The organism is Moellerella wisconsensis (assembly GCF_022592395.1).
Taxonomy (GTDB): Bacteria; Pseudomonadota; Gammaproteobacteria; order Enterobacterales; family Enterobacteriaceae; genus Moellerella; species Moellerella wisconsensis.
This window is the reverse complement of the sequence record NZ_CP093242.1, coordinates 2264857-2277658: the sequence shown is the minus strand read 5'-3', so window position 1 is coordinate 2277658 and position 12802 is coordinate 2264857. Positions and strand designations below refer to the sequence as shown.

General features: G+C 44.6%; 11 protein-coding genes. 9 read left to right on the top strand and 2 right to left on the bottom strand.

The features are described from left to right. Positions 1–45: 45 nt before the first annotated feature. Positions 46–2115: a bifunctional tRNA (5-methylaminomethyl-2-thiouridine)(34)-methyltransferase MnmC2/FAD-dependent 5-carboxymethylaminomethyl-2-thiouridine(34) oxidoreductase MnmC1 gene (gene mnmC / locus MNY66_RS10010; RefSeq protein WP_241500769.1), complete on the bottom strand. Its 2070-nt coding sequence runs from the start codon at positions 2113–2115 to the stop codon at positions 46–48. Positions 2116–2312: 197 nt separating this feature from the next. Between mnmC and fabB the strand changes: the two genes are divergently transcribed. Beyond that, the gene (fabB, locus tag MNY66_RS10005) at positions 2313–3530 is read left to right on the top strand and encodes a beta-ketoacyl-ACP synthase I (protein WP_241500768.1); all 1218 of its coding nucleotides are present in this window, start codon (positions 2313–2315) and stop codon (positions 3528–3530) included. Positions 3531–3696: 166 nt separating this feature from the next. Here the strand turns inward: fabB and MNY66_RS10000 are convergent, their stop codons facing one another. Then, positions 3697–4623: a DMT family transporter gene (locus MNY66_RS10000; RefSeq protein ID WP_241500767.1), complete on the bottom strand. Its 927-nt coding sequence runs from the start codon at positions 4621–4623 to the stop codon at positions 3697–3699. Positions 4624–4807: 184 nt separating this feature from the next. Between MNY66_RS10000 and MNY66_RS09995 the strand changes: the two genes are divergently transcribed. The 8 genes from MNY66_RS09995 to dedD all read left to right on the top strand — a co-directional run bounded on the left by MNY66_RS09995 (position 4808) and on the right by dedD (position 12776). After that, positions 4808–5605, top strand: coding sequence for an AraC family transcriptional regulator (locus MNY66_RS09995; protein ID WP_241500766.1), 798 nt, complete (start codon positions 4808–4810; stop codon positions 5603–5605). A 75-nt stretch (positions 5606–5680) separates the two neighbouring features. After that, positions 5681–6808, top strand: coding sequence for a 4-phosphoerythronate dehydrogenase PdxB (gene pdxB / locus MNY66_RS09990; protein WP_241500765.1), 1128 nt, complete (start codon positions 5681–5683; stop codon positions 6806–6808). 46 nt (positions 6809–6854) lie between these two features. Further along, positions 6855–7868: an aspartate-semialdehyde dehydrogenase gene (locus MNY66_RS09985; protein WP_047256100.1), complete on the top strand. Its 1014-nt coding sequence runs from the start codon at positions 6855–6857 to the stop codon at positions 7866–7868. Beyond that, entirely contained in the window at positions 7868–8689 is an 822-nt protein-coding gene (gene truA / locus MNY66_RS09980; RefSeq protein WP_047256101.1) for a tRNA pseudouridine(38-40) synthase TruA, read from the top strand. The genes MNY66_RS09985 and truA overlap by 1 nt, the downstream gene beginning before the upstream one ends. 293 nt (positions 8690–8982) lie before the next feature. After that, on the top strand, positions 8983–9657 hold the full coding sequence (locus tag MNY66_RS09975) for a DedA family protein (RefSeq protein WP_053908052.1): 675 nt from the start codon (positions 8983–8985) through the stop codon (positions 9655–9657). Positions 9658–9771: 114 nt separating this feature from the next. Next, positions 9772–10755 (top strand): acetyl-CoA carboxylase, carboxyltransferase subunit beta, encoded by a 984-nt coding sequence (gene accD / locus MNY66_RS09970; RefSeq protein ID WP_241501883.1) that lies wholly within the window; start codon positions 9772–9774, stop codon positions 10753–10755. After that, positions 10748–12055 carry a bifunctional tetrahydrofolate synthase/dihydrofolate synthase gene (gene folC / locus MNY66_RS09965; RefSeq protein ID WP_241500764.1) on the top strand — a complete coding sequence of 436 codons (1308 nt, stop codon included), beginning with the start codon at positions 10748–10750 and terminating at the stop codon, positions 12053–12055. The genes accD and folC overlap by 8 nt, the downstream gene beginning before the upstream one ends. Before the next feature lie 10 nt (positions 12056–12065). Beyond that, positions 12066–12776 carry a cell division protein DedD gene (gene dedD / locus MNY66_RS09960; protein ID WP_047256105.1) on the top strand — a complete coding sequence of 237 codons (711 nt, stop codon included), beginning with the start codon at positions 12066–12068 and terminating at the stop codon, positions 12774–12776. The last annotated feature ends 26 nt before the right edge of the window (positions 12777–12802 follow it).

The window sequence follows — 12802 nt, the reverse complement described above, 5'->3', positions numbered from 1 at the left end:
TTTTGCGCGAGTGGCCCAGCATCATTATCGCCATTGCTATCCGCTTTAATTTGGTTCTTGCCATAAAAGTTTGGTGGTAACCGTACGGCCGCGCAATAATTTTTTAATCCAAAAACGATTGGGATTTAAATCGGCCAACGTTTCATCATCCAGCGGCAGTGGCTCGGCAAAAATTTGCGCAGCAATAATTTCTGCACATAATGGCGCACTGCATAAGCCACGCGAGCCCAATGCGCCGTTAACAAACAAATTTGGCCATATCGCGGCTTCAGCAATCGGTTGTTGCTGCTTAATTTGTTGTGCCAGTGTGGCATATTGGGTTATTAACTGCTCAAAATGAGGGACATTACCGACCAGCGGCAGATGGTCACGGATCACACCTCTTATTCCTTGGCGAGATTTTTTCTCTGAAATATCAATATCTTTAGTCCACTCTACTTCAGGAAGACAATCAAGTAAGCGCTGTTTGTTTTGTTGCTGTTCTTCCTCATGATAGTCGGTATCTATTCCTTCACGCTGATAGCTGGCTCCTAAACAATGTTGCTGGTAGTGTGGGTCCACCGGGGTAAGATAGCCGTCATAGCACAGTACACTATCGAGTTGCTGCAAGCGCGGGGTGCTAGGAATATGGCTAACTTGGCCGCGTGTTGCGGTTACCGGTAAACGTTCAGTTTGAGCAAATTGAATTAATGCGTGCCCATTAGCAATCACCACCACAGAATGGTTACGCTGCTGATGCCCGGCGGGGGTATCTATGCCCAGTTGCCAATTCTCATCGTCGAGAGACAGTTTTACCACGCGATGATTAAAGTGGACAACTAAACCTTGCTGTTGCAAATGTGCCAATAAATTCTGGCAAAGTTCCGCCGGTGATAGCCAACCGCCTAAGGCATAATGTATCCCATCATGACCGACATCCAAACCGCAAATAGACTGTAATTGCTGGCGAGTGAGGGGTTGAGCGAAGTCGGTTGGCCATTCTATTTGTTGTATAGCGGTAATTTTTTTTAGCGTTTTTTCATCGTAAGCCAACTGAGTAACACCACACCATTGATGGCTAAAGCTAACTCCTTGCTGATTTAAGCGTTGATAAAATCGACGAGCGTAGGGAAAGGCTGCAATGAAAAACCGCTCCAGCGGATCATCGGCACCATTTAATAACGGATATAGTGCACCTTGCCGGTTACCTGAACCATTAAGCGCCACGTTATTATCTTGGCAATACAGGGTGACTTGCGCGCCTCGTCGCATTAAGGCTTCTGCGGTAGTTAAGCTAGCGATGCCGCCACCAATAATGGCGATATCGGGTTTATTATTCATCGAGCTGCAGCTTGCGGGTTTGCGGCAATACCAAGGTCGCGGGGCTTTTTTTTCTACTGCGGATAAATAGCCGGTCAGCATTTCACGTTTGCGACCATAACCTTTTATTTTTTTCAGCGTAAAGCCTGCACTTTGCAAACCACGGCGTACCATACCTGCCGAAGTAAAGGTAGCAAAAGTGCCATTTTCGCGCATTGATCTCGCCATGCTAGTGAACAGTTGTTCACTCCACATGGCGGCATCTTTCGACGGAGCAAAGCCATCTAAAAACCAAGCGTCAATATGATTGAATAAAGTAAAATCGAGCGCGGGCAATAGCGTGTTAATGTCGCCGAACCATAAATCTAAAATCACCGCGCCATTATCCAGTTCAATTCGATGATTGCCGGGTAACGGCAGGGGCCACTGCTGGCACAGCTGCTCAGTGAACGGCTTCAACTCCGGCCATCGTTGATGCGCTGCACGTAAATCTTCAACTTGTAAAGGGTACTTTTCAAGACTGATAAAGTGCAGTTGGCGCAGTGCGGCGGTGGGGTTTTGTTGGCGGAATTGCTTAAATGATTGCCACAGTGTGATAAAGTTCAGGCCAGTGCCAAAGCCGGTTTCTGCAATAACGCAGTCGTGCCTTGGATGAGTTTTAAAGCGTTCAGGAAATTGGTTACCGGCTAAAAACACATAGCGGCTCTCTTCGAGGCCATCTTGATTAGAAAAATAGACATCATCAAATTGTTCGGAAATCGGTGTTCCATCCTCATTCCAGCTTAGTTTGGTGCTATGAACGGTCGTTTTTTTCACGCAAGTACCTGTGATGTTAAAAACAATACTGAATTTTAACTGGCTTAGTCGGGCGGTGCTACCTTAAGGGAAAAAATTTTTAATTTTAGATAAAAAATACATTTATTTACCCTGATCGGACTTGTTCAGCTTACAAGTGTACGCTAAAGTGCTGGTATATAATCCCGTAAACATATTATAAAGACATGAGGTAATAAATGAAGCGTGCAGTAATCACTGGCCTGGGTATTGTTTCCAGTATTGGTAATAACCAGGAAGAAGTACTGGCTTCTCTGAAGGAAGGTCGTTCCGGGATCACTTTCTCAGAAGAATTTAAACAGGCGGGGATGCGTAGTCACGTCTGGGGCAATGTCAAAATGGATACGGATAAAACTAGTATCGATCGTAAAGTTCGCCGTTTTATGAGCGACTGCTCGGTTTATGCGTATTTAGCGATGGAACAAGCTATTGCCGATGCTAAATTAACCGAAGAACAAGTGTCTAATTTCCGGACCGGTTTGGTGGTTGGTTCTGGTGGCGGTTCACCACGTAATCAGGTTGCGGGTTCTGACGGTATGCGCGCCAAAGGGTTACGCGGCGTAGGTCCTTATATGGTGACTCGTGCGATGGCTTCTGGCGTATCTGCATGTCTAGCAACCCCATTCAAAATTAAAGGTGTTAACTATTCAATCAGTTCCGCTTGTTCAACTTCAGCGCACTGTATTGGCCATGCGGTTGAACTGATCCAATTAGGCAAGCAAGATGTAGTTTTTGCCGGTGGCGGTGAAGAACTTAGCTGGGAAATGAGCTGTGAATTTGACGCAATGGGCGCATTATCAACCAAATACAATGAAACACCAGATAAAGCCTCACGGACTTACGATAAAGATCGTGACGGTTTTGTTATCGCTGGCGGCGGCGGTATGGTAGTCGTTGAAGAGCTAGAACATGCACTGGCTCGTGGTGCACATATCTATGCTGAAATCGTCGGTTATGGTGCGACTTCTGATGGCGCCGACATGGTTGCTCCTTCCGGCGAAGGCGCGGTGCGCTGTATGAATATGGCACTGCAAACTATCGATGGTCCTGTGGATTATATCAATACTCACGGAACATCTACTCCAGTCGGTGATACAAAAGAACTGGAAGCTATTTGCGAAGTATTTAGCGATCATTCTCCAGCGATTTCAGCCACTAAAGCAATGACAGGTCACTCTCTGGGCGCAGCTGGCGTACACGAAGCTATCTATAGCTTGCTGATGCTGGAACACGGTTTTATTGCACCAAGTATCAATATTGATAACTTAGATGATAAAGCGGAAAAATTGAATATTATTACTCAGCCAACCGAACGTGAACTGAACACGGTAATGTCTAATAGCTTTGGTTTCGGTGGTACTAACGCGACTTTAGTTATGAGTAAATATAAAAAATAATTGTTGCTCAGCGTATAAAAAATGTTATTAGTCACTGAGTGAGAGATAAAATCAAACTAATAGCGTTAACCAGATAATAAAAAGCCTCGTGATTAAAATTATTAATCCGAGGCTTTTTTCATGGTCACAGCATAGTAGATTTTCGCATTTTAATAACTATTGATTTTTATTTATTGCTTACGCCTGTACGCTCACTTGCTATTTTTTTGCGGCTAAATATTTGAGTTAGCGGGGTACGTAATTGTTGTGCCAACATTACTCCCAGTAATACCACGCCACCACCGATAAAATGATAGCTTTTTAATTGTTCATCTAAAGCGAATACAGCAATAATGGCGGTGAATACTGGCGCTAAATTCATAAAAATTGAGGTAGTGTTTGCTCCTAAGCGAATAACGCCTTGGATCCATAAAAACGGCGCAATAATCGAGGCCGCAATCCCTGCAAAGGCGACTAAGCCGATATTGTGCCGATTTAACGAAACATCGTCGGCCAATAAGAAATTAGGCAGCAGTAAAATCACGCCAAATAAAATTTGAATATACAGCGAATCCCAATTAGCGACAGGAATGGCCCAGCGTTTAGTGAGTACGCCGTATAGCGCGTAAGCCGCCGAGGCAATCAGCATCATTAATTCACCGGATCCCAGCCCATGCTGTAACAATGATGCAGGATTTCCTTGGCTTACCAGCCAGCTTAAACCGAGTAATGAGAGCACGGTTCCGAGTGCGATACCCACGGTAGGGATCACTCGTAAGACAAAAATACTGATTACTACGGTCAATAGTGGGATTAATGAATTCATAATTCCCATGAACGTCGCGCTAACACTGTGCGCGGCATAATAGGCTAAGCTTTGATACAGCATCATGCCGAGCGCCCCTAGAATGGCGAATTTCCACCAATATTGGACTATAACTTGGCGGTTCTTCCATACCGAGCGGATGACAAAAGGTGTCATGACTAACAATGCCATGGCCCAGCGATAAAACGATATAGCGGCAGGATCGATAGCCTCAGAGGCCGCTTTATTTACAATGGCATTCATCGACCATAATAAAACCGCAATCAGCGGAAATAGAATATTTTTCATTTTAACTCAACTCGTTATACGACGCACCTTTTTGTACAAATATCGTACAAAATAGAATTTAACCCAATTAATTCGATCAATACTAGTCAACACTGATCGGCAGTATACACTTGTCTGGTTTATTATATATACCTATAATCAGACAACTGATAATGGTTTCCAGCCAATCTTAAAAGGGCGGAAAATGAAGCATACACAGCAAGTGCAACTGACATGTCATCAAATAGATGAGCCCCAATTAATTGCTTGCCGTCAGGAAAGTATTGATAAAACCACGGAGTTCTCCTCACATACACACCCGTTTGGGCAGTTATTGTATGTGGTATGCGGCATTATGGAGATGGTTGTCGAAGGGCAGCATTATATTGCTCCGCCTGAATTTTGTATTTGGATCCCCGCGCAAACCGAGCATTCCAGTTATAATAAAAGCAGTGTGAATTTTCAAATTATTGATTTCAATCATCAGCTTAGCGGCCAGTTTCCAGCATATACTTGTGTCATTCGTCTAAGTCCAATTTTTCGCGCAATCATGACGGATTTGTATTCGCGTAAAGTTATTGAACCTGAGAGCCCAGAAGATAGGCGGTTAGCGCAGGTATTGATCGACCAATTGAAATACTTACCCGCAGAAGACAGTTATTTACCTGGCACTAAAGATAAATTATTAGCGCCAATCCTCAGCGCATTACAGCATGATCCCGCCAATAATGACTCTCTAGCTTGTTGGGCAAAGCGTGGCTATACCTCGGAACGGACGTTATCGCGCCGTTGCCAGCAAGCGCTGGGTATGTCATTTAGTGAATGGCGTCAGCGCTTACGTTATCTGCATGCGGTTGCGGGATTAACGCAAGGAAAAACTATCCATCAAGTAGCATTGGATGTTGGATATAGCTCTTCGTCGGCTTTTATCACCATGTTTCAGCAAATTTCTGGGCTGACTCCCGAGCGTTTTCGCAATAAAGACAAGCTAAACAGTAACTGATCGTAGGTTTTACTGACTTAACGTGGCAAAATGACGCGTTAAAATATGTATCCCAACAGTCATAGGATAGCTGCCGTGAAAATCTTAGTTGATGAAAACATGCCTTACGCCGAAGTTTTATTTAGCCGATTAGGCGAAGTTAAGGCGATACCGGGGCGCCCGATTCCTGTTGCCGAACTGCGACACGCCGATGCATTAATGGTGCGCTCAATTACTAAAGTTGACCCGGCACTATTAGCAGGCACGCCCGTCAAGTTTGTCGGTACCGCGACCGCTGGTTTTGACCATGTAGATATTGACGGATTAACACAAGCGGGCATTGGATTCTCCTCAGCACCGGGCTGCAATGCGATTGCGGTAGTTGAATATGTTTTTTCAGCCTTAATGATGTTGGCGCAGCGTGATAATTTTGATTTGCGCGATAAAACCGTCGGTATTATCGGTGTGGGAAATGTGGGTGGACGCCTAGCGGCACGACTCAAGGCCTGGGGGGTTAAGACATTATTATGCGATCCGCCTCGTCATGATAAAGGCGATAAAGAAGATTTTTTGCCGTTCGAACAGCTTTTAGCTGAGGCCGATGTCTTAACTTTTCATACACCATTGAACAAATCTGGCGAGTACCGGTCCTATCATCTACTTGATGAGCCGGCGCTGGAAAAGTTACCCGATGAGACGATTATCATTAATGCTAGCCGAGGGGAAGTAGTTGATAACCAAGCGTTATTAAAACAACTCAAGGCGGGGCGAAAATTCAGTGTTATTCTGGACGTGTGGGAACCTGAACCTAATTTATCGATTGAATTAATGGCGTTAGTGGATATCGCGACGCCTCACATCGCGGGTTATTCGTTAGAAGGTAAAGCGCGAGGTACGACACAGGTTTTTGAGGCTTATAGTCAATTTCTAGGGTTATCCCATCAAGTTGAATTATCTGATTTATTGCCTGTCCCCGAATTTGACACAGTGACATTACGTGGTGAGCTTACTCAAGACAGATTAAAACGACTGATCCATTTAGTTTATGATGTGCGCCGCGATGATGCGCCTTTGCGAAAAGTAGCGGCGATGGCTGGGGAATTTGATAAATTACGTAAAAATTATCCCGAACGCCGTGAATGGTCGTCTCTATGCGTGGCGTGCGATAACCGTGAAACATTGGCGCAACTTACTGCGTTAGGGTTCACAACCCAGTTAATTTGAGGGTGCATTTGCACCATCTTAGTTTTCAATATTGGAGAAAACAGCAATGACAGAAGGTTGGAATATTGCTCTGTTAGGCGCAACAGGTGCGGTCGGCGAAGCCATTTTAACATTATTACAGCAGCGTGAATTTCCTGTGGGCGAACTGTATCTACTCGCCAGTGAGCGCAGTGCCGGAGAGAATATTCGCTTCGAGGGTAAAAGTTACTTGGTTAAAGATGTTGCGGATTTTGATTGGTCCCAAGCACAGATAGCTTTTTTTGCAGCAGGCGCAGAGGCCTCGGCTCAATATGCTGAAATCGCAGCACAAGATGGCTGCATCGTAATTGATTGCAGTGGGTTATTTGCCATGGAACCCGATGTTCCTTTAGTGGTACCGACTGTTAACCCAGCAGTGCTAGCGGACTATCGCAATCGTAATATTATTGCGGTGGCAGATAGCCAAGTGAGTCAATTATTAACCGCTATCAAACCGTTAATGGATGTTGCTGGCTTAGGACGTATCACGCTAACTAATTTATTATCCGTTTCTGCGTACGGTAAAGCCGCTATCGATGAGTTGGCTGGCCAGAGCGCACGGTTACTAAACGGTGTTCCCGCCGAAGAAGGGAGTCGCTTTAGTAAGCAATTAGCATTTAATATGCTGCCATTGCTCGCTGATAGTGAAGGTGCGGTACCCGAGGAACGTCGTTTAGTTGATCAAGTGCGTAAAGTTCTACAAGACGAAGGCCTACCGGTGGCGGTTAACTTCTTACAATCTCCAGTATTTTACGGCAACGCACAGACTGTTCATCTAGAAACTTTACGTCCTATCGGCGCTGAAGAGGCGCGAGATGAGTTACAAGGTTTTGATGATATTCAAGTCACCGATGAAAATGATTACCCAACCCAAGTCACTGAAGCCTCAGGTAATGAGCTACTTAGCGTGGGGTGTATTCGTAATGATTACGGTATTCCAGAAATTATTCAATTCTGGTCAGTCGCCGATAATGTGCGCTTTGGCGGCGCATTAATGGCCGTAGAAACAGCAGAAAAACTGACCCAGGAGCAGTTCTACTAATGTTTACAAATGATCAAGCGCCAGTATTAAAGATAGCTTTGGGCGTTGAGTACGATGGTAGTGGTTATTATGGCTGGCAGCGGCAGTCAGATGTTGAAAGCGTACAGAGTCGGCTTGAGGCGGCGTTATCTAAAGTCGCTAATGAGCCGATTAATGTATTTTGTGCAGGCAGAACCGATGCAGGTGTACATGCCACAGGGCAAGTGGTGCATTTTGAGACAACGGCTCAGCGGAAAGGATCAGCGTGGACGATGGGGGTCAATACGCATTTGCCCGCTGATATCGCAGTACGTTGGTGCCATGCCGTTTCTGCTGATTTTCATGCTCGTTTCAGTGCCACAGCGAGACGCTACCGCTATGTTATTTTTAATCACCGCTATCGTCCGGCTGTATTATCGCGTGGTATGACACATTTTCATTATCCGCTGGATGAAAAACGCATGCATATCGCAGCGCAGGCCTTACTGGGCGAGCACGATTTTACCTCGTTCCGTGCGATGCAATGCCAATCTAAATCTCCTTGGCGTAATATGAAACATATTAAGGTAACGCGTCACGGCGATTATGTGGTTGTGGATATTAAAGCCAATGCATTTGTTCACCATATGGTGAGAAATATCGTAGGCAGTTTGTTGGAAATTGGTTGTGGTAATCAGGATATTGATTGGATGGCCAAATTATTAGCGATGAAAGATAGAAGTAAAGCGGCAGCCACAGCTAAAGCTGAAGGTCTCTATTTAGTCGCGGTCGATTATCCGGCAGAATTCAATTTACCGACCCCGGTGATGGGGCCTCTATTTTTGGCAGATGATTTAGTATAATCGGCGATAATTGCATTTTCTGCTGAGTGTTCAATTGATAAGTATTTAATTGATAATATCATTTCGATACTATAATGAGCATTCAGCGGATCTAGCAAAAGAAACTATGTTTAAACTTAACAAGTTTAAATTTAACAAGTTTAAATCTAACAATAGGCAATCACGCGCGATTAAATAAAGTGCAGGTAGTAAGTTCTGATTATTTATGTCTATTGTCGATTTAGAATCGGACTGAAATTTTAAATTGACTATTCTACTGGGCAGCAAGGATGCTGTTTGTAACGAGGAAATGTATGGAATTTATTACCTTTATTATCGATTTTATTCTGCATATTGATGTTCATCTGGCTGAATTAGTTGCAGAATATGGTACTTGGGTCTACGGCATATTATTTTTGATTTTGTTTTGTGAAACCGGACTCGTGGTGACCCCATTTTTACCGGGAGATTCTCTGCTGTTTGTTGCCGGCGCAATCTCGGCATTGGCATCTAATGATCTCAATATTCACCTTATGGTGGTATTAATGATTATGGCGGCGATTATTGGCGATGCGCTGAATTATACTATCGGCCGTATTTTCGGTGAGAAATTATTCAGTAATCCAGAATCTAAAATTTTTCGTCGGAGCTATTTAGATAAAACCCATACGTTTTATGAAAAACATGGCGGTAAGGCCATTATATTGGCGCGTTTTGTACCCATCGTCAGAACTTTCGCGCCATTCGTTGCAGGAATGGGCAAAATGTCATATCGTCACTTTGCTTTTTACAATGTCACAGGTGCACTGCTTTGGGTAATTTCGTTTACTTATGCGGGCTACCTGTTCGGTGATTTACCGGTGGTACAACAAAACCTCAAGTTATTGATTGTGGGGATTATTTTTGTTTCTATCTTACCGGGAGTGATTGAAATTATTCGTCACCGCCGTGCGGCAACTAAAGCTAAACGCGTAAATGCACAAAAATAAATCAACCCTTAAACAGGTTTGATCAGTTTTTTATCCACAGTGAGATATCATTGTGGTTTAATGGCATAAAATACTCACTGGTGAATGCCAAAAATCAGACAGAAAGGTCCATTAATGAGCTGGATTGAGAAAATTTTAAAAAAGAGCAACCTAACCCACTCGCATAAAGCCAATATCCCAGAAGGTGTCTGGACGAAATGCGATAGCTGCGGACAGGTATTATATGGCGCTGAATTAGAGCGCAATTATCAAGTTTGTCCGAAATGCGACCACCACATGCGCATTCACGGCCGTCAGCGTCTGGAATCATTTTTAGATGAAGGCAGCATGACAGAGCTGGGAAGTGAGCTTGAGCCTAAAGATTTATTAAAATTCCGTGACTCTAAAAAATACAAAGATCGTATCTCTGCTGCTCAGAAAGAAACCGGCGAAAAAGACGCGATTATTGTAATGAAAGGAACTCTGAAAGGCATGCCGGTTGTTGCAGCAGCCTTTGAATTTGCTTTTATGGGCGGTTCAATGGCTTCTGTTGTCGGGGCACGTTTTGTCCGTGCGGTAGAACAAGCGTTAGAAGATAATTGCCCACTGGTTTGTTTCTCTGCCAGTGGCGGTGCGCGAATGCAAGAAGCCTTGATGTCCTTGATGCAAATGGCAAAAACCAGTGCAGCCTTAGCAAAAATGCAAGAGCGTGGTTTACCTTACATCTCAGTAATGACTGACCCAACAATGGGCGGAGTCTCTGCCAGTTTGGCGATGCTGGGCGATATTAATGTCGCTGAGCCTAAAGCGTTGATTGGTTTTGCCGGCCCGCGAGTTATTGAACAAACCGTACGCGAAAAATTACCACAAGGTTTCCAGCGCAGTGAATTCTTAATTGAAAAAGGGGCGATTGATATTATTATTCGCCGCCCTGAAATGCGGGATAAATTAGCCAATATTTTAGCAATGTTAACTAATCAGCCCAATCCACAAGGTTCAGAGCCAGAAGTGATTGAAGACGAGCTTATTGTGACTATCGACGGTGAAAATAGCGTCGATATGGCAGAGCATGAGGCTTTGGGAACCGCAGAAACTAAATCAAAGAAAGATAATGCATAACCCAAGTAATATTCCACAAGCCACGTCTTCTTTGGAGATGTGGCTAAGTTATTTGACTGATCTGCATAGCCAAGCGATTGATATGGGGCTTGAGCGTGTCGGTGACGTGGCGCGTAAAATGGGATTGGTGAATTTTAATCAATCCACGCCAACTGGGCAGGGTAAAACAAAAGTTATTACTGTGACTGGGACGAACGGCAAAGGCACCACGTGTCATACACTAGAGTCTATTCTGCTGGCGGCCGGGCTAAAAGTCGGTGTTTATAGCTCCCCGCATTTGGTGCGTTATACCGAGCGTGTGCGTATTCAAGGACAAGAGCCGACAGAATCAGCATTTTGTCAGGCCTTTGCTGAAATAGAAACCCAACGTGCAGATATTTCTCTGACCTATTTTGAATACGGCACGTTAGCGGCTTTAAAGCTGTTTAAAGATGCTCAGCTAGATGTATTGATTTTAGAAGTTGGGCTTGGTGGTCGGCTGGATGCTACCAATGTAGTGGATTCTGATATCACGGCTATTACCAGCATCGCCCTTGATCACACCGATTGGTTAGGGTCTGATCGTGAAAATATCGGCTATGAAAAAGCCGGTATTTTCCGCGCGGGTTGTTATGCGGTGATTGGCGAACCGGACATGCCGAAATCTATTCAGCAAGTTGCGGATCAGCTCGGTACTCAGTTGTTCCGTCGCGATAAAGAGTGGTGCTTCACTCAGAATGCCGATAGCTGGTCATGGCAAACTGCTGAGCGTCAATACGCGCATTTACCCCTGCCTAACGTTCCGTTAGCTAATGCCGCCACTGCGCTCGGTGTATTGCATTGTATAATGAAAACCGATCCCGAATGGCAACAGTTACTGACCGAAGACATTATTCATAACGGATTGAGATCGGCTCAATTGCCAGGTCGTTTTCAGATAATCAATCGTCAACCGCTAACAATCCTTGATGTGGCACATAACCCCCATGCGGCAGGTTATTTGGTCGCTAAACTGGCTGAATTACCTAAGATTTCTGGATGTCGGATCCGCGCTGTCGTTGGCATGCTAGGTGATAAAGATATTGCCGGTACCTTACAATGTTTAGCCACGCAAGTTACAGATTGGTACGTGGCGCCATTAACCGAGTTTCGAGGTGCTGAAGCCGCTGTTTTAGCTCAATATTTGCCTGAAGCACAGGTCTTTGACAGCGTTGAATCTGCATGGAAACAGGCTCAAATTGACGCCAAGCAACACGATATTATCGTGGTGTGTGGTTCTTTTCATACTGTGGCACATGTCATGACATTATTGGAAAAATAGGGGATTACCGGTGGCCAGTAAATTTCAAAATCGCTTAGTCGGAGCCATTGTTTTAGTGGCTGCAGGGGTGATTATTCTGCCTGCATTACTTGACGGTGATAAGAAATATAATGAAGACCAGTTTGCATCAATTCCTATTGTGCCAAAGCCGGGTGATGAAGAAGATATCGAAGCTATTGCCCCGATTAGCCAAACAGGCCCTGCGGCTATTTCTGAGAATACTTCAGAAGCGATGCTCTCCGAGGCGCTGACGGAGCAAGTTAAAGAAGGCAGTGCGATTGCTGGGCAAGTTTCGGGACAAAATATTCAGGTGGCGGTAAGTTCTAAACCAGAATCGAAACCCGAACCTAAACCGCAGCCAAAGCCTGAGCCAAAACCACAGTCTAAACCCGAGCCTAAACCTGAACCTAAGCCAAAACCTGAGCCTAAGCCTCAGCCGGTGCAGGAAACAACGGCTAAAGCAGAGGTAAGCGCGCCTCAAGGGCACGGATATGTGGTGCAGCTTGGAGCATTAACTAATGCGGCGAAGGTTGAGGAAATCATTGCTAAATTGCGTTTTTCTGGTTACTCGGCGTATACCGTGCCTTCATCCCCTGTTAATGGTAAATTAACGCGAATTTTTGTCGGTCCTGATGCTTCAAAACAAAAATTACAAAACTCATTAGCTGAGTTGAAACGTATTTCGAGTTTAGAAGGTCAAGTCAAACCCTATAAACCGTAACTGATAGCGTCAATTTAAACGATAAA